Source organism: Aeromonas sp. MdU4, assembly GCF_041929505.1.
Taxonomy (GTDB): domain Bacteria; phylum Pseudomonadota; class Gammaproteobacteria; order Enterobacterales; family Aeromonadaceae; genus Aeromonas.
Genome location: NZ_JBHFMW010000023.1, coordinates 219,455 through 240,638, shown reverse-complemented (window position 1 = coordinate 240,638; position 21,184 = coordinate 219,455). Strand labels below are relative to the sequence as shown.

General features: G+C 53.6%; 25 protein-coding genes. All 25 read left to right on the top strand.

Annotation, left to right across the window (positions count from 1 at the left end):
* The first annotated feature begins 17 nt into the window (after positions 1-17).
* A complete protein-coding gene (fliN, locus tag ACE1BR_RS13400; RefSeq protein ID WP_005298791.1) occupies positions 18-410 on the top strand; it encodes a flagellar motor switch protein FliN in 393 nt (130 codons plus the stop codon).
* The gene (gene fliO, locus ACE1BR_RS13395; protein WP_374871029.1) at positions 407-790 is read left to right on the top strand and encodes a flagellar biosynthetic protein FliO; all 384 of its coding nucleotides are present in this window, start codon (positions 407-409) and stop codon (positions 788-790) included. The genes fliN and fliO overlap by 4 nt, the downstream gene beginning before the upstream one ends.
* Positions 777-1,553 (top strand): flagellar type III secretion system pore protein FliP, encoded by a 777-nt coding sequence (gene fliP, locus ACE1BR_RS13390; RefSeq protein ID WP_374871027.1) that lies wholly within the window; start codon positions 777-779, stop codon positions 1,551-1,553. The genes fliO and fliP overlap by 14 nt, the downstream gene beginning before the upstream one ends.
* Before the next feature lie 26 nt (positions 1,554-1,579).
* On the top strand, positions 1,580-1,849 hold the full coding sequence (gene fliQ, locus ACE1BR_RS13385) for a flagellar biosynthesis protein FliQ (protein WP_374871025.1): 270 nt from the start codon (positions 1,580-1,582) through the stop codon (positions 1,847-1,849).
* Positions 1,846-2,643, top strand: a complete 798-nt coding sequence (fliR, locus tag ACE1BR_RS13380; RefSeq protein ID WP_374871023.1) for a flagellar biosynthetic protein FliR — start codon at positions 1,846-1,848, stop codon at positions 2,641-2,643. The genes fliQ and fliR overlap by 4 nt, the downstream gene beginning before the upstream one ends.
* Positions 2,636-3,766, top strand: a complete 1,131-nt coding sequence (gene flhB, locus ACE1BR_RS13375; protein WP_374871021.1) for a flagellar biosynthesis protein FlhB — start codon at positions 2,636-2,638, stop codon at positions 3,764-3,766. The genes fliR and flhB overlap by 8 nt, the downstream gene beginning before the upstream one ends.
* Before the next feature lie 107 nt (positions 3,767-3,873).
* Positions 3,874-5,976, top strand: coding sequence for a flagellar biosynthesis protein FlhA (gene flhA / locus ACE1BR_RS13370; RefSeq protein WP_374871019.1), 2,103 nt, complete (start codon positions 3,874-3,876; stop codon positions 5,974-5,976).
* A 16-nt stretch (positions 5,977-5,992) separates the two neighbouring features.
* Complete coding sequence (gene flhF, locus ACE1BR_RS13365) at positions 5,993-7,420, top strand: flagellar biosynthesis protein FlhF (RefSeq protein ID WP_374871017.1); 1,428 nt, start codon at positions 5,993-5,995, stop codon at positions 7,418-7,420.
* Between the two features lie 34 nt (positions 7,421-7,454).
* Entirely contained in the window at positions 7,455-8,297 is an 843-nt protein-coding gene (locus tag ACE1BR_RS13360) for a MinD/ParA family protein (protein WP_374871111.1), read from the top strand.
* On the top strand, positions 8,290-9,009 hold the full coding sequence (locus ACE1BR_RS13355) for an RNA polymerase sigma factor FliA (RefSeq protein ID WP_374871015.1): 720 nt from the start codon (positions 8,290-8,292) through the stop codon (positions 9,007-9,009). Before ACE1BR_RS13360 ends, ACE1BR_RS13355 begins: the two co-directional genes overlap by 8 nt.
* A 111-nt stretch (positions 9,010-9,120) precedes the next feature.
* The gene (cheY, locus tag ACE1BR_RS13350; RefSeq protein WP_010634617.1) at positions 9,121-9,504 is read left to right on the top strand and encodes a chemotaxis response regulator CheY; all 384 of its coding nucleotides are present in this window, start codon (positions 9,121-9,123) and stop codon (positions 9,502-9,504) included.
* A 12-nt stretch (positions 9,505-9,516) separates the two neighbouring features.
* On the top strand, positions 9,517-10,257 hold the full coding sequence (locus ACE1BR_RS13345) for a protein phosphatase CheZ (RefSeq protein ID WP_374871013.1): 741 nt from the start codon (positions 9,517-9,519) through the stop codon (positions 10,255-10,257).
* Positions 10,258-10,268: 11 nt separating this feature from the next.
* The gene (locus ACE1BR_RS13340) at positions 10,269-12,473 is read left to right on the top strand and encodes a chemotaxis protein CheA (RefSeq protein WP_374871012.1); all 2,205 of its coding nucleotides are present in this window, start codon (positions 10,269-10,271) and stop codon (positions 12,471-12,473) included.
* A 32-nt stretch (positions 12,474-12,505) separates the two neighbouring features.
* Positions 12,506-13,621: a chemotaxis response regulator protein-glutamate methylesterase gene (locus tag ACE1BR_RS13335; RefSeq protein WP_374871010.1), complete on the top strand. Its 1,116-nt coding sequence runs from the start codon at positions 12,506-12,508 to the stop codon at positions 13,619-13,621.
* A gap of 2 nt (positions 13,622-13,623) precedes the next feature.
* The gene (locus ACE1BR_RS13330) at positions 13,624-14,361 is read left to right on the top strand and encodes a flagellar motor protein (RefSeq protein ID WP_374871008.1); all 738 of its coding nucleotides are present in this window, start codon (positions 13,624-13,626) and stop codon (positions 14,359-14,361) included.
* A 2-nt stretch (positions 14,362-14,363) separates the two neighbouring features.
* Positions 14,364-15,278 (top strand): flagellar motor protein MotB, encoded by a 915-nt coding sequence (locus ACE1BR_RS13325; RefSeq protein ID WP_374871006.1) that lies wholly within the window; start codon positions 14,364-14,366, stop codon positions 15,276-15,278.
* Positions 15,279-15,282: 4 nt separating this feature from the next.
* Positions 15,283-16,077: a ParA family protein gene (locus ACE1BR_RS13320; protein ID WP_374871004.1), complete on the top strand. Its 795-nt coding sequence runs from the start codon at positions 15,283-15,285 to the stop codon at positions 16,075-16,077.
* Positions 16,074-16,949 (top strand): chemotaxis protein CheW, encoded by an 876-nt coding sequence (locus ACE1BR_RS13315; protein ID WP_374871002.1) that lies wholly within the window; start codon positions 16,074-16,076, stop codon positions 16,947-16,949. The genes ACE1BR_RS13320 and ACE1BR_RS13315 overlap by 4 nt, the downstream gene beginning before the upstream one ends.
* Before the next feature lie 69 nt (positions 16,950-17,018).
* Positions 17,019-17,507, top strand: a complete 489-nt coding sequence (locus ACE1BR_RS13310) for a chemotaxis protein CheW (protein ID WP_005298836.1) — start codon at positions 17,019-17,021, stop codon at positions 17,505-17,507.
* 28 nt (positions 17,508-17,535) lie between these two features.
* The gene (locus tag ACE1BR_RS13305) at positions 17,536-17,913 is read left to right on the top strand and encodes a DUF2802 domain-containing protein (RefSeq protein WP_374871109.1); all 378 of its coding nucleotides are present in this window, start codon (positions 17,536-17,538) and stop codon (positions 17,911-17,913) included.
* A 301-nt stretch (positions 17,914-18,214) separates the two neighbouring features.
* Positions 18,215-18,856, top strand: coding sequence for a cytochrome c biogenesis heme-transporting ATPase CcmA (gene ccmA / locus ACE1BR_RS13300; protein WP_374871000.1), 642 nt, complete (start codon positions 18,215-18,217; stop codon positions 18,854-18,856).
* A gap of 4 nt (positions 18,857-18,860) precedes the next feature.
* The gene (ccmB, locus tag ACE1BR_RS13295; protein ID WP_374870998.1) at positions 18,861-19,529 is read left to right on the top strand and encodes a heme exporter protein CcmB; all 669 of its coding nucleotides are present in this window, start codon (positions 18,861-18,863) and stop codon (positions 19,527-19,529) included.
* Between the two features lie 169 nt (positions 19,530-19,698).
* Positions 19,699-20,439, top strand: coding sequence for a heme ABC transporter permease (locus ACE1BR_RS13290; protein WP_374870996.1), 741 nt, complete (start codon positions 19,699-19,701; stop codon positions 20,437-20,439).
* Between the two features lie 2 nt (positions 20,440-20,441).
* A complete protein-coding gene (gene ccmD / locus ACE1BR_RS13285; RefSeq protein WP_374870994.1) occupies positions 20,442-20,648 on the top strand; it encodes a heme exporter protein CcmD in 207 nt (68 codons plus the stop codon).
* Positions 20,645-21,136: a cytochrome c maturation protein CcmE gene (gene ccmE / locus ACE1BR_RS13280; protein ID WP_374870992.1), complete on the top strand. Its 492-nt coding sequence runs from the start codon at positions 20,645-20,647 to the stop codon at positions 21,134-21,136. Before ccmD ends, ccmE begins: the two co-directional genes overlap by 4 nt.
* The last annotated feature ends 48 nt before the right edge of the window (positions 21,137-21,184 follow it).

Genomic DNA, 21,184 nt, shown 5'->3' with positions numbered 1-21,184 from the left:
TAGCATAAGGAAACAAGATGAGCGGAACTGAGGAAGAGGATTTGATGGCTGATGCCTGGGCTGCGGCGCTGGAAGAGCAGGTAACTGCCGAAGCCAAGCCTGCCCCCCTGGAGGAGCTCAAGGACGATGCCCCCATCAGTGCCGAGGAGCGGCGCAAGCTCGACACCATTCTCGATATTCCGGTCACCATCGCCATGGAAGTGGGTCGCAGCCAGATCAGTATTCGCAACCTGTTGCAGCTCAATCAGGGCTCGGTGGTCGAGCTTGATCGGGTGGCGGGTGAACCGCTGGATGTGTTGGTCAATGGCACCCTGATTGCACATGGCGAAGTGGTGGTGGTGAATGACAAGTTTGGTATCCGTCTCACTGACGTCATCAGCCAGATTGAACGGATCAAGAAGCTGAAATGATACGAGCGCTGTTGTTACTGCTGCTGCCCCTGCCTGCTATTGCTGAGGTTCAGGGGGCGGTCAATGCACCCAGTCTGAGCTCCTGGTTGCTCTCCAGCCTGATGGTGATCGGCCTCATCCTGGTGCTGGGGTTCTTGCTCAAGAAGAGCAAGATAGCCACCGCCATGGGCGGGGGGCAGATGAAAGTGATCGCCAGTTTACCTGTGGGTTATAAAGAGAAACTGCTGGTGGTCAAGGTGGGCGAACAGCAACTGCTGGTTGGGGTGACGCCACAGCAGGTCAACTTCCTCTATCGGCTGGAGGAGCCACTGGATGAGAACCAGCCTCAGGCTTTCTCCCAGCAGCTTGGCAAATTGATGGGCAAGCATGAAAAAACCTAACAGATTATGGTCATTCCTCGGGCTGCTGGTCGGCCTGTTGGCATCTTTGCTCCTACTGTCGCAGCCTGCACTGGCGCAAGATGCCATGTCGGCCGTGACCGTCAAGACCATGGCAGATGGTTCTCAGGAATACAGCTTGACCTTGCAAGTGCTGGCGCTGATGACAGCGCTCTCCTTCTTGCCGGCCATGGTGATCATGATGACGTCGTTTACCCGCATTATCATAGTGCTGGGTATCTTGCGTCAGGCGATCGGTTTGCAGCAGAGCCCCTCCAACCAGGTGCTGATCGGTATTGCGCTGTTTATGTCCTTCTTCATCATGTCGCCGGTGCTGGATCGCATCAATAACGAGGCGTTGCAGCCCTATCTGGCCGAGACCATTCAGGCCAAGGAGGCTCTGGAAAAGGCCGAGTTGCCCATTCACCAGTTCATGCTGGCGCAAACTCGCATTAAGGATCTCAATACCTTTATGGAGATCGCCAATGTACAGGTAGAGAAGCCAGCCGATGTGCCGCTGCGGGTGCTGATCCCGGCCTTTGTCACCAGCGAGCTGAAAACCGCCTTCCAGATTGGTTTTATGCTGTTCTTGCCATTTCTGGTCATCGACCTGGTGGTCGCCAGTATCCTGATGGCGATGGGGATGATGATGCTCTCGCCGATGATCGTCTCGTTGCCCTTCAAACTGATGTTGTTTGTGATGGTTGATGGCTGGAACCTCATTCTGGGCTCGCTGGCCAACAGTTTCGGACTGGGTGCCGGTTAAACTGGTCAAGTACAAGGAGTCCAAACATGAGTCCTGAAACCTTTGTCGACGTCTTTCGTGAAGCGCTCTGGCTTGTGACCGTCATGGTATGTGCCGTGATCCTGCCGAGTCTGATGATTGGCCTGGTGGTCGCCATTTTTCAGGCTGCCACCTCCATTAACGAACAGACCCTGAGTTTTCTGCCGCGTCTTGTCGTCACTATGTTTGCCCTCGGTGCCGGGGCTCACTGGGGCTTGCAGAGCCTGATGGACTTTTTTGTGTTGATGGTCAATCAAATCCCCGAGGTGGTGGGATGACCTATACAACCGCTCTGATCATGGAGTGGTTGTCTTCCATCCTCTGGCCGCTGGCGCGGGTGAGCAGTCTGCTGATGGTGATGGCGGTGTTTGGCAGCCGGTTGGCGCCAGCTCGTATCCGCATGGGGTTGGCGCTCGCCATTACCTTTCTGATCTCGCCGCTGTTACCGAAAATGCCTGCTATCGAACTCTTTTCTGTCGGCAGCTTTCTGGTGTTGGCCCAGCAACTGCTTATTGGTATTGCGCTCGGCCTGATGACCCAGTTTCTGATGGAGAGTTTCGTAATGGCCGGGCAGGTCATTGCCATGCAGACCAGTCTGGGTTTCGCCACGCTGGTGGACCCGATGAATGGCCAGTCCGCTCCCGTGGTCGGCCAATTTTATCTGATGCTCGCCACGTTGGTGTTTCTGGCTGTGGATGGTCATCTCACCATGTTGCGTATGGTGGTGCTGAGTTTTGATACCTTGCCGGTGTCCGATAGTGGGCTATCTCTGCCTTCTATCCGCACTCTGATCGGGTTTCTCGGCGTGATGTATCAGGCCTCTCTGGTGATGGCTCTGTCTGCCATCGTCGCCTTGCTGCTTATCAACTTTGCCTTTGGTGTCATGACCAGGGCAGCGCCGCAGCTCAACATTTTCAGTATCGGTTTTGCTGTCAGCATGATGTCGGGTCTGCTGATCCTCTGGCTAACAATCGGCGGGTTCCTCGGCCACTTCGACATGATGTGGGAGCGGGTGCAGGAGGTCAGCTGTGAGCTAATTGGTACCCAGTGTTTCGGTGGTGCCCATGGCTGATACCGATCAGGAACGTACCGAACAACCTACGGGCAAACGACTGCAACAGGCCCGTGACAAAGGGCAGATTGCACGTTCAAAGGAGCTTGGCACCGCCAGTGTGCTGTTGGCCGCCGTATTTGGCTTGCTGATGCTCAAGGGGTCGTTGGCGACCGCCATGGTGAAGGTGTTGACCATAGGGTTTACCCTCGACCGGGAACAGGCTTTTGATCCCAATGCCATGACTGCCATGTTGCCTGCCCTGTTGGTGGAGCTGATCCAGCCGCTGGGGTTACTGTTCGCACTGGTTGCCATTGCTGCGTTTGTCGGCAACATCTTGATGGGGGGAATGAACTTCTCGACTGAAGCCATGATGCCCAAGTTCAGCAAGTTGAGCCCGCTCAACGGCTTGAAGCGGATGTTCGGGGTGCAGTCACTGATCGAACTGGTCAAGTCTATCGCCAAAGTGGTGTTTATCACCCTGTTTGCCTGGTGGATGTTGTCTAGCCAGTTCAATCATTTGCTCAACCTCTCCATGGAAGGGTTTCCTGGCGGTATTATCGATGCTCTCGAACTTTTCCTCTGGATGTTGATCATCCTTTGCTGTGCGCTTATCCCGATCGTGGCCATCGACGTACCGTTCCAGCAGTGGAATCACATGCGTCAACTCAAGATGACCAAGCAAGAGGTCAAGGACGAGTTCAAGGACAGTGAGGGCAAGCCCGAGGTGAAAGGGCGGATCCGTCGCCTGCAGATGGAGGCTGCGATGCGCCGGATGATGGGGGATGTCCCCAAGGCTGACGTAGTGATCACCAACCCGACGCATTACTCGGTTGCGCTCAAGTATGATGCGGGCAAACCCGGGGCCGCACCCAAGGTTGTGGCCAAGGGCACGGATGAGATAGCGATGAAGATCAGGGAGATCGCCAGGGAGTATGAGATCCCCATCATGCCTTCACCCGAGCTGACCCGTGCCATTTACCACTCTACCGAGCTGGGTCGTGAAATACCTGAAGGATTGTTTGCGGCGGTTGCCCAGGTACTCGCTTATGTCTTCCAGCTCAAGAAATTCCGCCGTGGTCAGGGGCGTCGTCCCCAGCCGCTGGCCAAGGATCTCCCCATCCCTACCGAATATCGCAAATGACAAAGTTCTGACGTTGTCAAAATAAAATCATTACATTTCAGTTGGTTGTATTGTTGGCTTGATGTTTGCTTTAATCAAATACCAGTATGTTGAAATTGAGAAAAGCGATGGAAGTCAAGGCAGCATTAGGCCGGATAAAAGAGTACAGATGGCTGCTGAGCAAGGGGGTCGGTACCCCTCTGCTGGTATTAGCTGCGCTCGGCATGGTGGTGTTGCCCATCCCGCCGATGATGCTGGACGTGCTCTTTTCCTTCAACATTGCGCTCTCCATTGTGGTGCTGCTGGTATCCGTCTATACCCGGCGTCCCCTCGAATTTGCCGCCTTCCCCACAGTATTACTGCTCGCGACCTTACTGCGGTTGGCATTGAACGTTGCCTCGACCCGGGTGGTGTTGCTGGAAGGTCATAATGGTACTGCTGCTGCGGGCCATGTGATCGAGGCGTTCGGTAATGTGGTAATCGGCGGTAACTATGCGGTCGGCATCATCGTCTTTACCATCCTGATGATCATCAACTTTGTTGTCATCACCAAGGGGGCCGGGCGGATCGCGGAAGTGAGCGCCCGTTTTACCCTGGATGCCATGCCGGGCAAACAGATGGCTATCGATGCCGATCTGAACGCCGGGCTTATCAATCAGGAAGAGGCTAAAAAACGTCGGCAAGATGTGACTCAGGAAGCTGATTTCTACGGCTCCATGGACGGTGCCTCCAAATTTGTCAAAGGGGATGCGGTTGCAGGCATCATGATCCTGTTCATCAACATCCTGGGTGGCTTCATTATCGGGATGATGCAGCACCACCTTACCTTCAGTGAATCGGCGGGAATTTACACTCTGTTGGCCATCGGTGACGGCCTGGTGGCGCAGATCCCCTCCCTGCTGCTCTCCATTGCCGCAGCAATCATAGTGACCCGGCAGAATACCGATCAGGATATGGGGACGGCAGTACTGGGTCAGCTGTTTGATAACCCCAAGGCGTTGATCATTTCAGCCGGTATTCTGTTGATGATGGGGTTTGTGCCGGGCATGCCGCACTTTGCCTTCCTCAGTCTGGGGGGGATCTCGGCTGCCGGTGCCTGGTGGCTGTTGCGCCGCCAGAAACTGGCTGTGGCCAAAGCAGCCAGGGGCGAGTTGATGCCTGCAACTTCCGATCAACCGCATGAGCAAAAAGAGTTGAGCTGGGATGATGTAATGCCTGTTGACGTTATCGGGCTGGAGGTTGGTTATCAGCTGATCCCGCTGGTGGATCGCAATCAGGGGGGGGAACTGCTCAACCGGATCAAAGGGGTACGCAAGAAACTCTCGCAGGAACTGGGCTTTTTGGTGCCAGCAGTGCATATCCGTGACAACCTGGATCTGGCGCCCAACCAATATCGCATCACCTTGATGGGGGTCAGTACCGGCGAAGCCAATGTTTACCATGATAAGGAAATGGCTATCAATCCGGGCCAGGTATTTGGCCAGATCCAGGGTATTGCCACCCGAGATCCCGCGTTTGGTCTGGAGGCGGTCTGGGTTGCCAAGGAGATGGTTTCCCAAGCCCAGACCCTGGGTTATACCGTGGTGGATACCGCAACCGTGGTGGCTACGCATTTGAGCCAGATCCTCACCAACCATGCGTCACTGCTGTTGGGGCATGATGAGGTGCAGCAGTTGCTCGACATGATTGGCAAGCACCAGAGCAAACTGGTTGAAGGGCTGGTGCCGGAAGTGATTAGTATGGGCAACCTGGTGAAGGTATTGCAGAATCTGCTCAATGAAGGCGTGCCAATCCGTGATATGCGCACTATCCTGCAGACCCTGGTGGAGTATGCGCCGCGTAGCCCGGATCCCGAAGTGCTGACTGCCGCGTGTCGGATTGCCCTGCGTCGCCTGATTGTGCAGGAGATTGCAGGCCCCGATCCTGAGCTGCCGGTGATTACCTTGGCACCAGAATTGGAACGCATATTGCATCAGTCGTTGCAAGCGGGTGGTGGCGATGGCGCCGGGATTGAACCGGGTCTGGCAGAGCGGATGCAGCGTTCGCTGGCGGAAGCCACTCAACGACAAGAATTGGAAGGCCAACCGGCTGTGCTTCTGACATCAGGGATTTTGCGCAATACCCTGGCCAAATTTGTCAAGAATGCCATTCCTGGATTGCGCGTTCTCTCCTATCAGGAAGTGCCTGACGACAAGCAAATTCGCATTGTCAGTGCGGTGGGACAGAACTAGTTAGCGGAGACGACGGGTGAAGATTAAGCGGTTTTTTGCCAAGGACATGCGAACGGCTCTGGCCGAGGTCAAGGAGACTCTCGGACCCGATGCCGTCATCATGTCTAACAAAAAAGTCACCGGAGGGGTAGAGATAGTCGCGGCCGTCGATTATCAATCCCAGGTCCCGGGGCCCAAAGATGCGCCGATTCGTCGTCAACTGAACGATGAGAGTGTCAATATTTCGTCTGCCGGTCGGCAGATGATCCGCCCTGAGGCGGTTCCGGTGCAGGAACAGAATGAGCACTATGCCGACACCCTGGCAGCGCTGCTGGCGCGTCAACAGAAACTCAAGCCAGGCAGCACAGCCGGAAGCGGAGGCTCTCAGTCTGCTGGTCTGGTCGCTGCTAACGGTGCTCCCAGAACGTTGGCCGAGCAGGGGCAATGGGGTGCAGCAGCTCCTGAACCTGTCAAACCCAAGGCACGGAGTACCTCCGGTCAGCGAGCAGCTCAACCCGCCCAGCGGGATCAGGAGATGGAGGGGATGCGCAAGGAGATGGCCAGCATCCGCAAACTGTTGGAACATCAGATCTCCGGCTTGATGTGGCAAGAGGTCGAGCGTCGTGAACCGATGCGTGCCTTGCTTATCAAAGAGCTCAAGAAAATGGGGTTTGATGATGCGTTTGCCGATCAGCTTGCCGGGCTGATCCCCGAAGATATGCCCATCCATCAGGCGATGGCTCAGTTGGCCGAGGTGTTGACTGGCCAGCTCAAGATCAGTGAAGACGAGATTTTACGTCAGGGCGGTGCGGTTGCTCTACTGGGGCCGACCGGGGTGGGAAAAACCACCACTATCGCCAAATTGGCGGCCCGTTTTGCGATGAAGTATGGCGCTGAGCAGGTGGCGCTGATCACCACGGACAATTACCGGATTGGTGCCCATGAGCAGTTGCAGACCTATGGTCGCATCATGGGCTGTCCGGTTCGCCAAGTGCGCGATGCCGAGGAGCTGGCCAGTGCGCTCTACCAGTTCCGCCACCGTCGTTTGGTGTTGATCGATACGGCAGGGGTTGGTCAGCGGGATATCCGTTTGACCGAGCAGCTTGATACCCTGGTCAAGAATGCCAAGGTACGGATCCGCAGCTATCTGGTGATGTCGGCTACCTCTCAGCGTCGGGTTATGCAGGAGGCGGTGGACCATTTCCGGCGTATTCCGTTAAGCGGCTGCATACTTACCAAATTGGATGAAAGTCTGAATCTGGGCGAAGTGATTAACGTGTGTATCCAGAATGCGTTGCCAATCAGTTATATCACTGACGGGCAGCGGGTTCCGGAAGATATTCAGGTTGCCAATGCGGCGCAGCTCGTCGGAGCTGCAATGGGCTCGCTGGAGCGAGAAACAGAAGAGCCCTATTTCTGGGGCGCAGGCTTTGGCGAGGCCGAAGATTCGGAGTTTTATGAGTAACATGTATATGGATCAGGCGAGTGGTCTGCGCAAAATGCGTCAAAACAATCGAGTAAAAGTGATCGCCGTGTCTGGTGGCAAGGGGGGCGTCGGCAAGACCAACGTGACCCTGAACGTGGCGGGTGCTATTGCCGCACAAGGCAAACGGGTGATGGTGCTGGATGCCGACCTGGGTCTAGCCAACGTGGACGTCATGCTGGGGCTGCGGGTGCACCGCAACCTCTCTCATGTACTGGCGGGCGAATGTACCATCGATGACATCATCGTCGAGGGGCCTTACGGCATGATGATTGTGCCTGCAACGTCTGGCACCCAATCGATGGTCGAGCTTTCACCGGTGCAGCATGCCGAGCTTATCCGAGCGTTCAGCGAGATGAAAACCCAGGTTGATATCCTGATGGTTGATACGGCGGCTGGCATCTCTGACATGGTGCTGAGCTTCACTCGTGCTGCGCAGGACGTCATGGTGGTGGTGTGTGATGAGCCCACCTCCATTACCGATGCCTATGCACTTATCAAGATCCTCTCCAAGGAGCACGGCGTGTTCCGCTTCAAAGTGGTTGCCAACATGGTGCGCAGTTTGCGTGAAGGCCAGGAGCTCTTCGCCAAGCTGACCCGGGTAACGGACCGCTTCCTCGATACCTCGCTGGAGTTGGTGGCCTGTGTGCCTTACGACACCAATCTACGGGCGTCGGTGCGTAAGCAGAAGTTGATTGTCGAGGCATTTCCCAAGTCGCCAGCAGCTCTGGCGTTCCGGGCGCTTGCCAATAAAGCTGCGAGCTGGCCGGTTCCAAATCAGCCGGGGGGCCACCTGGAGTTTTTCCTGGAAAATTTGTTGCAGAAACCGGCCACTACACAGGAAGGTTCCCGTGAATAAAGCCCAAGCGTACTTGCGTCATCAGGATTCCTACGTACTGGTGGAGCGTCATGCTCCATTGGTCAAGCGAATTGCCCAGCATTTGTTGGCTCGCTTGCCGAGCAGTGTCTTGCTGGATGACCTGATCCAGGCAGGTATGATTGGGTTGCTCGAAGCATCGCGTAATTTTGATGGTAGCAAGGGGGCTAGTTTTGAGACCTATGCCGGGATCCGTATCCGAGGCGCTATGCTGGATGAGATCCGGCGTGGTGACTGGGTTCCCCGTTCCGTGCATCGCAATAGCCGGGCTATCGCGGAAGCGATCGAAAATGTCGAGCAGGCCCATGGCAGGGATGCGCGTGATACCGAAGTAGCAGCCGAAATGGGTGTCTCCATCGCTGATTATCATGCCATGCTACAAGATGTCTCTTGCGGCAAGATCATCGGTATCGAGGATCTGGGGGTGAGTGAAGATGTGATTGGCAATCCGGAAGACGCTCCTTCTGGTTCGGGGTTTGATGAATTAGCGGCAGAAAGATTTCAAATTGTATTATCCGAGCAAATTGGTCGCTTACCTGAGAGGGAAGCGTTGGTTCTCTCTCTTTACTACGATGAAGAGCTTAATTTGCGCGAGATTGGCGAGGTTTTAAATGTGAGCGAGTCGCGTGTTAGCCAGATCCACAGTCAGGCCATGCACAGATTGCGTGCTCGTTTGAGAGATTGGCATCTATAAGTGTTTGTACTGGCTACACTGAGATGAAACTCTAAGGCATAATCCGCACGACACAACCCGTTTCTAGCATCATGTAAGTGAGCCACTCTAGTGGCTATTTAGGAGGGAATTTTGGACAAGAACATGAAAATCCTCATTGTTGACGATTTTTCAACGATGCGCCGGATTATCAAGAACTTGCTGCGCGACTTGGGATTCAACAACACCCATGAGGCGGATGACGGTAATACAGCGCTGCCGATGCTGAAAAATGGTGATTTTCAGTTTGTGGTCACCGACTGGAACATGCCTGGCATGCAAGGTATTGACCTGCTTAAAGCCATTCGCGTTGATGATAAGCTCAAGCACCTACCGGTGCTGATGGTAACGGCCGAAGCCAAGCGTGAGCAGATCATTGAGGCCGCTCAAGCTGGCGTTAACGGTTACATCGTCAAGCCCTTCACTGCAGCAACACTGAAAGAAAAACTCGACAAAATTTTCGAACGAATTGGCTAAGGAGCGGCAGGGATGATGGCCAAAACGAGAGCAATGATTTCGCTCGACCAGGCAAGGATGCTTGTTGCCCATCTGGAGCAAAGCGAATTTGAGCTGGCCGATGAACTGCTTGCCGAAGTATGTGCCCCCAACGCAGCCGATCTGTTTGAAAAAGTAGGTCAGCTGACCCGACAACTACACGATTCACTTCAAGAGTTTCGCCTCGACCCCCGTATTCCAGACTTGGCAACCCATGAAATTCCCGATGCGCGGGAGCGTCTGAGCTATGTCATCGATATGACAGACAAGGCCGCCAATCGCACTATGGATGCGGTAGAAGCCAGTTTGCCAATAGCTGATCGCCTTAATGACAATATTCAGCTGGTGATGCCGAATTGGAATGCACTGATGTCCCGCGATATGAACGTGGGGCAGTTCAAATCCTTATGTCATCAACTTGATGATTTTATTAAGGCTTCTGAGTCTGATGCCGATAAATTACGGCAACTGCTGACAGAAATCCTGATGGCGCAAGATTTTCAGGATTTGACTGGTCAGATGATTCGCAAGGTCATCAAGCTTGTTCAGGAAGTTGAAACAAAATTAATAGAAATGTTGACCATGTTTGGTGAGGCTGCTGCCGAGCATTCAACTCGCAGTCTTCCTGTCAACGGGATCGAAGCAGAAGGGCCTATCATGAACCCGGAGGCCCGTGCCGATGTGGTTAATGGTCAGGATGATGTGGACGATCTTCTGTCTAGTCTGGGATTCTAATGGAGTGACGCATGGCCTTCGAAGTTGATGAAGACATACTGCAAGACTTTCTGGTCGAAGCATCCGAAATATTGGAACAGTTGTCTGAGCAACTGGTCGACCTGGAAAAGCGGCCCGATGACAAGAACCTGTTGAATGCCATATTTCGCGGTTTCCATACTGTGAAAGGGGGCGCAGGTTTTCTGTCGCTCGGCGAACTGGTTGACGTCTGCCATGGTGCGGAGAACGTGTTCGACATCTTGCGTAATGGCAAGCGAACCGTAACTGCCGAGCTGATGGATGTGATCCTGCAAGCGCTGGATGCTATCAATGTCATGTTCGCCCAGGTACAAAATCGCGAAGCGCCAAGCCCTGCATCAGATGATTTGCTTCATGATCTCCATGAGTTGTGCAAGCCGGAAGGAGAAGAGCAACTACGTACTGCAACAAATACGTCCGTTGCGGCAGAGCCTGAACCCGTTGTTCCGATAGTAGAGGTGCTTCCTGAGGCTGTTGAACAGGTAGCAATGAGCAACGACCCAGCACCTGTTAACGGCGGTGGATCCATTGACGAGATTTCAGCGGACGAGTTTGAACGTCTGCTGGACGAACTGCATGGCGTGGGTGGGGCGCCGACCAAGACCACTGTAGCGCCCCCAATCGTGGGTGGTTCTGGTGATATCACCGATGATGAGTTTGAAGCCTTGTTGGATCAGCTTCATGGCCAGGGCCAACACATGGGGGCACCAGAGGTTAACCCCTTGAAGTCGGTGCAAAAAGAGGTGGATGAACTTATCGACGATGATGAGTTTGAGCGCCTGCTTGACGAATTGCATGGTCGTGGCCAAGGGCCGCAAAGTACCATAGCACCTGCTGCACCTGCTGCACCTGCTGCACCTGCTGCACCTGCTGCACCTGCTGCACCTGCTGCAGTAATTCCACCCAAACCGGCGGCTCCTGCAGCCAAACCTACGCCTGTAGCCTCCGCAAAACCCGCAGAAGCAGCCAAGGCTCCGGCACCTGCCGCCAAGGCTGCGCAAGCGCCAGCCGAAACCAGTGCCGTACAAAGCGATACGACAGTACGGGTGGATACCAAGACTCTCGATGTCATCATGAACATGGTGGGTGAGCTGGTACTGGTACGTAACCGGTTGGTGAGCCTGGGTATTGCCAGCAATGATGAAGAGATGTCAAAGGCGGTTGCCAACCTGGATGTGGTAACGGCTGACTTGCAAGGTGCGGTGATGAAAACCCGCATGCAGCCAATCAAGAAGGTATTTGGTCGTTTCCCGCGCGTTGTGCGTGACTTGGCCAGAACCCTCAAGAAAGAGATTGAGCTGGTGATGGTGGGGGAAGAGACCGACCTTGATAAAAACCTGGTGGAGGCGCTTGCTGATCCTCTGGTTCACCTTGTCCGCAACTCTTGCGATCACGGGGTCGAAATGCCGGATGTGCGGGAAAAAGCAGGCAAGCCGCGGCAAGGGACGATAACCCTTAGTGCTTCCCAGCAAGGTGACCATATTTTGCTTTGCATCGAGGACGATGGGGCAGGGATGGATCCGGAGAAGCTCAAGTCTATTGCAATCAGTCGTGGTGTTCTGGATGCAGATACTGCAGCTCGCATGAGCGACAACGATGCCTATAACCTGATCTTTGCTCCGGGCTTTTCGACCAAGGCCGAGATCTCAGATATTTCCGGCCGTGGTGTCGGCATGGATGTGGTCAAAACCAGCATTGTCAGCCTTAATGGTTCGGTACATATCGATTCAACGTGGGGGAAAGGCACCCGTCTCGAAATAAAGGTTCCTTTGACACTCGCAATTCTGCCGACACTGATGGTTGAAGTGGGTGAACAGACTTTCGCTTTGCCCCTTGGCTGTGTGAACGAGATTTTCCATCTGGATCTGAAAAAGGCCAACATGGTTGATGGCCAGTTGACCATCATTGTGCGTGAGAAGGCGATACCACTCTTCTATTTACACAAGTGGTTGACGCGTGGAGCCAACAAGCATGCTCGCCAGGATACTGGCCATGTGGTGATTGTGCAGATTGGTACTCAGCAAATAGGTTTTGTTGTAGACAGTCTGATTGGTCAGGAAGAGGTGGTAATAAAGCCACTCGATAATCTGCTGCAAGGTACGCCGGGCATGGCTGGGGCGACAATTACCAGTGATGGCGGTATTGCCCTTATTTTGGATGTGCCAAGTCTGCTCAAAGCATATGCGCGTAGACATTAATCGCACTGGCCCAAGGAGTTAGAAAAATAACAATGGCAGTCAAGGTATTAGTTGTCGACGATTCGAGCTTCTTTCGCCGTCGGGTGAGCGAAATCATCAATCAGGATCCGATGCTGACGGTGATCGACACGGCACAGAATGGACGCGAAGCGGTGGATAAGGCAATGTCACTGCGCCCTGATGTGATCACCATGGACATCGAGATGCCCGTGATGGATGGCATCAGTGCGGTGCGGGAGATCATGGCCAAGTGTCCGACGCCGATTCTGATGTTCTCATCCCTGACCCATGAAGGGGCCAAGGCGACGCTGGATGCACTGGACGCAGGTGCCTTGGACTTCTTACCCAAGAAGTTTGAAGACATTGCCAGAGATAAGGACGAAGCTGTCAGATTGTTGCAACAGCGGGTTAAGGAGATTTCCCGCAAGCGCTTTCTGATGACGTCTACGACCCGTCCCAAAGCACCTGAACCGGTTGTTCGTGCTCCACTGGGCAGCACAGCGCCAAGAACACTTGAGCGTCAGTCTGATCTGCAACGCGGGGTGCCAAGCGCTTCATTCAAGCGCAGTGGCAAGACTTATCAATTGGTTGCGATTGGAACCTCTACCGGTGGGCCTGTTGCTCTGCAAAATGTGTTGACCAAGTTGCCGGGAGATTTTCCCCATCCAATTTTGCTTATCCAGCATATGCCGGCAACCTTCACTGCCGCATTTGCCGCCCGACTCAATGGTTTGTGCCAGATTGGAGTCAAAGAGGCCGAAGATGGCGATGTGCTGAAACCTGGCCATGCCTATCTTGCTCCCGGTGGCAGACAAATGTTATTGGAAGGGCGAGGGGTCGGCGCTCGAATCCGGATCGTTGATGGTAATGACAAGGTGAACTACAAACCTTGCGTGGATATTACCTTTGCTTCAGCAGCCAAGACTTATGCTGACAAAGTGCTGGCGATTGTGCTGACTGGCATGGGGGCTGATGGTCGCGATGGTGCACGTTTGCTGAAGGAGCAGGGCTCTACCATCTGGGCTCAGGATGAGGCCTCCTGCGTGGTGTATGGTATGCCCCAAGCTGTTGCTAAAGCGGGTATTGCCAGCGAATCTCTCCCTTTGGACAAGGTGGCACAGCGTATCCTGGTTGAGTTGGGGCGCTAATTATGGGTTTGCTCGGTCTGCTCCTGGCATTGGGAGCCATTGCTATTGCCCAGTTGTGGCATGGTGGCTCTCTGCTAACACTTGTAGATGGACCTGCTTTTCTGATCGTGCTGGGTGGGACCGTCGGAGCGGTAACATTACAGACTCCTGCTAAATATGTGCTGCTGGCTATCAGGCAATTGTTATGGATTTTTGCTCCTCCTCGACATGATCTCTCTGCCCAAGCCGAGAGAATGCAATCTTGGGCTATTTTTGCCCGTCAGCAAGGGTTGTTGGCCCTTGAAAATCAGGCAGAGGAAGAACAGGACAGCTTTACCCGACAAGGGTTGAACATGATTGTCGATGGCGTATCGACTGAAGATATTCGCATGTTGCTTGAAGCTGACATCGATATTGAACAGGAACGCAATGAACATGCCGCCCGGGTGTTTGAATCGATGGGGGGATACAGCCCTACTATTGGCATCATTGGCGCAGTTATGGGGCTTATCCAGGCCATGTTTCATCTCGAAGACCCGGCAGCCCTGGGGGCTGGTATTGCCGTGGCATTTGTGGCAACTATTTACGGTGTAGGTTTTGCCAACCTTATTTATTTGCCGATCGCAAACCGCTTGCGGGCTTTTCATTATCACTATGGGTTGTTTCAGGAGATGACCCTGGAGGGGCTGATAGCTATTGCTCATGGTGAAAATGGTTTGCAGGTTGAACGTCGTCTCAGAGCCTATTTGAAAGGAGAGTAGCCATGCGCAAGCGCTATCGGTTGCACTTGCAGGGGCGTGAGCACCTTGATCGCTGGCTGGTATCCTATGCCGACTATATGACGTTGATATTTGCCCTGTTTGTGGTGCTCTATTCTGTTGCTCTGGTTAACAAAGACAAGTACCGCGCTGTGATTGATGGCATGAGCCAAGCGTTTAGCGTCATTCAATCGCGTAGCGATGGCTTGCTTGATGGTCAAGGTCATTCCCTGCTCGATAATGCTGTTTCTTCGTCGCCATCGTTATTGGAGGGGGCTACAGCTGCTGCGCCCTCGCTTGCCCCCATTTCGGGTGTTCCTGTCCTGCAAAATGGCACAACCCTTGCGAAGCTCGATATGCAGTTGCAGGAAAGTATGAGTTCGCTGGTGGACTCCGGAATAGTCAAATTGACGCAAGATGAGAACTGGCTGACCATCGAACTTAGTTCTGGGCTGTTATTTGGTAGTGGTAGCGCGTTCATGGGGCCAAATGCTGCGCCGGTCATTAATACTCTTTCAAGTATTCTCAAACCGGTCGATAACTATGTAAGAGTGCGTGGCTATACCGATAACCAGCAGATTAATAATGAAATATATCGATCTAACTGGGCATTATCTGCGGCACGTGCCGAGGCAGTACTCAATGGTTTGATTGCCAATGGCATAGCTCCCCAGCGACTGGCTTTTGAGGCTTATGGGGAATTTTCTCCCTTTGCTGACAACAGCAGCGAGCAGGGAAGACTGCAAAATCGCAAGGTTGTAGTTGCTATCTCGAAATTTGCCTGGGTGCCTACAGCCCCAGCCGTTAAGCCAGAGATTGCTGAGCCTGCGCCTGCATTGCAGCAGGCAATGGATGCAGGAGAGGTAAAAGTTATCTCCTTGCCCGGTGGTGGCATACGTATAACAACAAGGCAGGACTGATACAGTGATTGTTTGGACGGTTGCCAACCAGAAAGGTGGAGTGGGTAAGACCACCACAGTGGTCTCGCTGGCCGGGATCTTGGCTCAGCGTGGCCAGCGGGTGCTGTTGATTGACACCGATCCTCATGCTTCGCTAACAGCATATCTCGATTTTGATTCAGATCGTCTGGATGGAACCCTCTATGAGTTGTTTCAAGCTGTCAAACCGACAGCCGAGCTTGTCAATAAACTGACGCTTAAGACCAAGTTCGACAATATCAATTTATTGCCAGCGTCTATTACCTTGGCGACCCTTGATCGGGTGATGGGCAATCGTGAGGGAATGGGGTTGGTACTGAAGCGGGCACTGCTGCGCATTCAGGATCAATATGATTACGTGATAATCGATTGCCCACCGGTGCTGGGGGTGATGATGGTCAATGCGTTGGCTGCTTGCGATCGGATTCTGGTGCCTGTCCAGACCGAGTTTCTGGCCCTCAAAGGGCTGGAGCGGATGATGAAAACATTCGAGATTATGCAGCGTTCCAAGCGTGACAAGTTTCGTTATACCGTGATCCCGACCATGTTCGACAAGCGTACCCGGGCCTCTCTGATGACCTTGAAATCGATCAAGGATCAATATGGGGATTCGGTGTGGAATGCGGTGATCCCCATTGATACCAAGTTTCGGGATGCCAGCTTGCTGCATATTCCCCCGTCTATCTATTCTCCCGGAAGTCGCGGAACCTATGCATACGAAACGCTGCTCAATCATCTTGATGCCCTTGAGCGGCAACGGGTTCATGAGGTGACGGCATGAGAGATACCATTCAAGTCCGGGCGATGGATGACTATTTCCACTCCCTGCTCCTCGATGAGCCGCTAGTGCTGGATGATGAGGTGGAAGAGGTTCAATCTGCCCCTGTATTGCAGTTGCAACGTCAATCCCAGAGTGTTCCCGAGGTGGTGGCTGCACCTTACCTCGAAAGCGATCCACGCCTTGCTCAGCTCGGTGAATTGCTGGCTCAGGTGGGACAGGTCCAGTTTGAGAATGACACCTTCACGCAGGAGGTAACACTTACTGCCCCGCTGGAGATTGTGGCAGAGGATTCACTGTTGCCGGTTGAGCCTGAATTGCCTGCGGAGGTTCTGCTCCCCGAGGCTGTTGAGCCGTATACTACTATTCTGACCGAGACGGCGCTGGAGGTTGCTCCGGTAGAAGCCAGTGAACCTGTTGCCTGGGAAAATATTGATACCGGCAAAGAGTTTCAGGCCCTCTTTTTTGAAGTCGCAGGCGTGACTTTTGCCGTGCCTTTGACCGAGCTTGGCGGGATCCATCAGCTGGGCGAGGTCTCCTCTTTGTTTGGTCAGCCTGATTGGTACAAGGGGATCATGACTTCCCGCGAGCAGAAGATGAATGTGGTTGATACGGCCCTGTGGGTCATGCCAGGTCAGCATCTGGAGATGGATGATTACAAGTATCTGATTATGCTTGGTGAATCTCCTTGGGGGTTGGCATGTCACCACCTGAAAGGAACTGAATTGTTACATCGTGATCAGGTGAAATGGCGCCATCAGGAGGGTAAACGCCCATGGTTGGCGGGCATGGTCAAAGAGAAAATGTGTGCCCTGTTACACGTCCGTGAACTGCTCCTGTTGCTGGAGCGTGGAGTTAACATAGAAGGTCGCTGATAACTTCTGCAATCGAGCTGTTTTATTGCTAGTTTTAGCAGTAGACGTTTTCATAAAAGGAATAAAAACATGACAGAGAAGCGCAATATTGCACAGAATCTGGCCGAAGATGAAGTGCTGCAATGGGTAACCTTCCAACTGGAAAACGAAACCTACGGCATCAATGTGATGCAGGTTCAGGAAGTGTTGCGCTACACCGAGATTGCACCGGTGCCGGGGGCGCCTGAGTACGTACTGGGGATCATCAACCTGCGTGGCAATGTGGTGACTGTCATCGATACCCGTTCCCGTTTCGGTCTGCCTTCCGGTGATGTGAGTGAAAACTCCCGTATCGTGATCATTGAGGCCGAGAAGCAGGTTATCGGCATCATGGTCGACAGTGTGGCGGAAGTGGTTTATCTGCGTTCTTCCGAGATCGATGCTGCTCCTGCAGTGGGAACCGAAGAGAGTGCCAAATTCATCCAGGGGGTGAGCAACCGCGATGGTCAACTGTTGATCCTGGTTGATTTGAACAAGCTGCTCTCCGATGAAGAGTGGGAAGATATCGGTTCCCTCTGATAAATAAGGTGATGTTTTGATAATCGAGATGGTTGCCTTGGGGTTGTCTCTGATTGCCTTGGTGTTTGCCTTTTATATCTGGTTCAAAAGCAAACGCAGCAAACAGGAGTCCGAGGCCAGCGTGGCTACGCTGCAAGGTCAGCTGGAAAGCCTGCGCAAGCAGATGATGGAACTGCACACTGGCACTATCGGCATGGGGCAGCGTTTGCAATCGGTTGAAGGGGCGATGCAGCAGATGAATGATCGCCAGCAAGAGCTGACCATGCAGGATCCCGAGCGAAGGCTCTACAGCAGGGCTGCCAAAATGGTTGAACTGGGCGCCGATTTGGATGAAGTCATGAGCGAGTGCGAGTTGCCAAAGGCAGAAGCCGAGCTATTGATATCATTGCGAAAAGGGCGCTCTTGAGCATTAGGGGAGGCGATGGCCTTCCCTAATTTTTTCTCTCTTCTTGTTCCGAGCTGTGCGTTCTACCGGTTTGATCGATGCATGGTGATGTAGAAGAATAGTTATGCACTTTTGTCCAATTATCAGGTTTCGGACAGCCTAATTCGTTTGGAAACTGTCGATTGACGTTTATTTCACCACGCCCCCTTGGCTGATGCGCGATCTTTGCCACAAAACCAGTGGATGATGGGCATCTTGGAAAAGACGCATTCCAATATTGTGTTAAGATGCAGGCCGCTTATTTTCATCTGATAACATCCTCATGCTGCTTCAAGTTAACAATCTGAGCTGCGTGCGTGAAGATCGCACTCTGTTTGAACGTCTCTCCTTTACGGTTGCTCCCGGTGATTTGGTGCAAATAGAAGGACCTAATGGTGTAGGTAAGACCAGCTTGTTACGGCTGCTTACAGGATTATCTCAGCCATTTGTCGGTGAGGTGTGCTGGAATGGAGAGAATATAGGCAAGTGTCGCGATGAGTATCATGCAAATCTGCTCTATCTAGGTCATCAGCCGGGCGTAAAAGCTGCGCTGACTCCGCTTGAAAACCTGAAATTTTACCAACAGTTACATCATCCACAGCAAACTGAAGCTGATTTATGGCTGATATTGGCACGGGTGGGGCTGGCTGGTTTTGAAGATAATCCGACCGGGCAGCTCTCTGCAGGCCAACAACGTCGTGTCGCTCTGGCCAGGCTCTGGCTGTCACAAAAACCATCCCTCTGGATCCTGGATGAACCCTTTACTGCTATCGACAAGCAGGGGGTCAAGGTACTCGAGCAGCTGTTCCTGGCCCATGCCGATCGGGGAGGCATGGTGGTCCTTACCACCCATCAGGATTTGACCCTGATGCAGGGGAGGTTGACAACCGTGTCACTGACCCCGACTCCCTTGTTGCAGGAGTAAATTAATGTTGCGCGCCGTATTGCACCTTATTCACCGTGAACTGCTGATGGCCCTGCGTCAGCGTGCCGATATTTTGAACCCGCTCTGGTTTTTCCTGATCGTCATCACCCTTTTTCCACTTGGTATTGGCCCCGAGCCCAAGTTGCTGGCCCGTATTGCCCCCGGCATCATCTGGGTTGCGGCCTTGCTGGCAGCCATGCTGTCATTGGAACGGCTGTTTCGCGACGACTTTGCCGATGGGGCGCTGGAGCAGATGATGCTAATGCCTCACCCTCTTGGGCTGCTGGCATTGGCCAAAGTGGTCGCTCACTGGCTGCTGACCGGTTTGCCTCTGTTGCTTATCTCCCCACTGATTGCCATTTTGTTGTCGCTTGATATGAATACCTATCTTGCCGTGGTGGTGACGTTGGCACTGGGTACGCCGGTGTTGAGCTTGCTCGGTGCGGTGGGAGTGGCTCTGACGGTAGGGTTGCGTAAGGGAGGCGTACTGCTCAGCCTGCTGATCTTGCCGCTTTATATTCCAGTACTGATTTTTGCCACCTCTGCCATTGATGCGGCCGGCATGGGTCTGCCTTACGGTGGGCAGCTTGCGATTCTTGCCGCCATGCTGGTTGGTGCCCTGACGCTGACGCCGTTGGCAGTTTCGGCTGCGTTGCGGGTCAGTCTCAATTGATTCCGTCTGAGTCGAGCCAGATCTGACTCCTGACGGAGCAGAGTAAAAAATGAAGTTGCGATGGATCAAATTGAGCGCCGCTTATTGCTTTCGGGGTATTTGATGTTGCCCTGTGGTCGGTATGGTAGGCCTCGCCCAACGATTAATAACAAAAAAGGTTTTTTTAGCTATGTGGAAATGGTTGCACCCTTATGCCAAGCCGGAGCGGGCCTATCAACTGGCTGGTGCCTTGTTGCCCTGGTTTGCGGTAATTAGTCTTCTCTCGTTTGTGATCGGTACTGTATGGGGCTTGGCGTTTGCGCCAGCGGACTATCAGCAGGGAGATTCATTCCGGATCATCTATATCCATGTGCCTTCCGCCATTCTCTCCATGGGCGCTTACTCCACCATGGCGGTGGCTGCCTTCATCGGGTTGGTATGGCAATTGCGCATGGCTGACATGACGGTGGCAGCGGTGGCGCCAGTGGGAGCTGTGTTTACCTTTATCGCGCTCTTTACCGGTTCTGCATGGGGCAAGCCCATGTGGGGAACCTGGTGGGTGTGGGATGCTCGCCTGACTTCCGAGCTTATTTTGCTGTTTCTCTACCTCGGCGTGATCGCTCTCTACAATGCCTTCAGTGACAAGGTTGTTGCCGGGCGTGCGGCCGGTATTCTGGCATTGGTGGGGGTGATCAATCTGCCCATCATTCACTACTCGGTGGAGTGGTGGAACACCCTGCATCAGGGCGCAACCATCACCAAGTTTGCCAAGCCTTCCATATCCTCCGAGATGCTGTGGCCGCTGCTAATCATGATCCTGGCGTTCACCGCCTTTCTCGGGGCCTTGTCCTTGATGCGTTTTCGCAATGAACTCTTGATGCGGGAGTGGCATCGCCCCTGGGTCAAAGAGATTGCCGAGCAGGAGAAGTAAGCATGCACTTTGCCTCTTTCAGTGACTTTATGGCGATGGGCGGTTACGCCTTCTATGTCTGGCTCTCGTTTGGCCTGACACTGATCTCTCTGGTCGGTATTATCGTCGCAACCCGTATGAAAACCCGCAGCCTGCTCAATGAGTTGCGTAGCAAACAGGCGCGTGAAGAGCGCCGTAAGGCGGCCCAGCAGATGGAGAACACCCTATGAATCCGCGACGCAAGAAACGCCTCACCATCATTTTGGCAATCACGCTGGGTCTCGCCACTGTGAGTGGGCTGGTGCTTTATGCCCTCAGTCAGAACATCGACCTCTTCTATACCCCGAGCGAGCTGGTGGAAGGTAAGGGGCCGGACAAAATCAAACCGGAAGAGGGGCAACGTCTGCGTATCGGTGGACTGGTGGTGCCGGGTTCGGTGCAGCGGGATCCTCAGAGCCTCAAGGTAGCCTTCAAGCTTATCGATAACGGAGGTCATCTGGTGACGGTGGAGTATGACGGCATCCTGCCGGACCTGTTCCGTGAAGGGCAGGGGATCGTTGCACAGGGCACCCTCAAGAATGCCACTACGGTGCAGGCATTCGAAGTGCTGGCCAAGCACGATGAAAACTACATGCCGCCAGAAGTCGCCGATGCCACCAACAGCGTTCACTTAAAGCCGGAATATACCGAAGCGCAGTTGAAAGGGGCCAAACAATGACCCCTGTTGTCCCCGCGCTATTTTCGCTCTTGTGTAGCTGTGAGTCGG

Excerpts from the sequence above, each read along its gene's own strand:
- fliN (WP_005298791.1), top strand. The coding sequence starts at position 18 with ATGAGCGGAACTGAGGAAGAGGATTTGATGGCTGATGCCTGGGCTGCG.
- fliO (WP_374871029.1), top strand. The coding sequence starts at position 407 with ATGATACGAGCGCTGTTGTTACTGCTGCTGCCCCTGCCTGCTATTGCT.
- fliP (WP_374871027.1), top strand. The coding sequence starts at position 777 with ATGAAAAAACCTAACAGATTATGGTCATTCCTCGGGCTGCTGGTCGGC.
- fliQ (WP_374871025.1), top strand. The coding sequence starts at position 1,580 with ATGAGTCCTGAAACCTTTGTCGACGTCTTTCGTGAAGCGCTCTGGCTT.
- fliR (WP_374871023.1), top strand. The coding sequence starts at position 1,846 with ATGACCTATACAACCGCTCTGATCATGGAGTGGTTGTCTTCCATCCTC.
- flhB (WP_374871021.1), top strand. The coding sequence starts at position 2,636 with ATGGCTGATACCGATCAGGAACGTACCGAACAACCTACGGGCAAACGA.
- flhA (WP_374871019.1), top strand. The coding sequence starts at position 3,874 with ATGGAAGTCAAGGCAGCATTAGGCCGGATAAAAGAGTACAGATGGCTG.
- ACE1BR_RS13360 (WP_374871111.1), top strand. The coding sequence starts at position 7,455 with ATGCGTCAAAACAATCGAGTAAAAGTGATCGCCGTGTCTGGTGGCAAG.
- ACE1BR_RS13345 (WP_374871013.1), top strand. The coding sequence starts at position 9,517 with ATGATGGCCAAAACGAGAGCAATGATTTCGCTCGACCAGGCAAGGATG.
- ACE1BR_RS13340 (WP_374871012.1), top strand. The coding sequence starts at position 10,269 with ATGGCCTTCGAAGTTGATGAAGACATACTGCAAGACTTTCTGGTCGAA.
- ACE1BR_RS13335 (WP_374871010.1), top strand. The coding sequence starts at position 12,506 with ATGGCAGTCAAGGTATTAGTTGTCGACGATTCGAGCTTCTTTCGCCGT.
- ACE1BR_RS13330 (WP_374871008.1), top strand. The coding sequence starts at position 13,624 with ATGGGTTTGCTCGGTCTGCTCCTGGCATTGGGAGCCATTGCTATTGCC.
- ACE1BR_RS13325 (WP_374871006.1), top strand. The coding sequence starts at position 14,364 with ATGCGCAAGCGCTATCGGTTGCACTTGCAGGGGCGTGAGCACCTTGAT.
- ACE1BR_RS13315 (WP_374871002.1), top strand. The coding sequence starts at position 16,074 with ATGAGAGATACCATTCAAGTCCGGGCGATGGATGACTATTTCCACTCC.
- ACE1BR_RS13310 (WP_005298836.1), top strand. The coding sequence starts at position 17,019 with ATGACAGAGAAGCGCAATATTGCACAGAATCTGGCCGAAGATGAAGTG.
- ACE1BR_RS13305 (WP_374871109.1), top strand. The coding sequence starts at position 17,536 with ATGGTTGCCTTGGGGTTGTCTCTGATTGCCTTGGTGTTTGCCTTTTAT.
- ccmA (WP_374871000.1), top strand. The coding sequence starts at position 18,215 with ATGCTGCTTCAAGTTAACAATCTGAGCTGCGTGCGTGAAGATCGCACT.
- ccmB (WP_374870998.1), top strand. The coding sequence starts at position 18,861 with ATGTTGCGCGCCGTATTGCACCTTATTCACCGTGAACTGCTGATGGCC.
- ACE1BR_RS13290 (WP_374870996.1), top strand. The coding sequence starts at position 19,699 with ATGTGGAAATGGTTGCACCCTTATGCCAAGCCGGAGCGGGCCTATCAA.
- ccmD (WP_374870994.1), top strand. The coding sequence starts at position 20,442 with ATGCACTTTGCCTCTTTCAGTGACTTTATGGCGATGGGCGGTTACGCC.
- ccmE (WP_374870992.1), top strand. The coding sequence starts at position 20,645 with ATGAATCCGCGACGCAAGAAACGCCTCACCATCATTTTGGCAATCACG.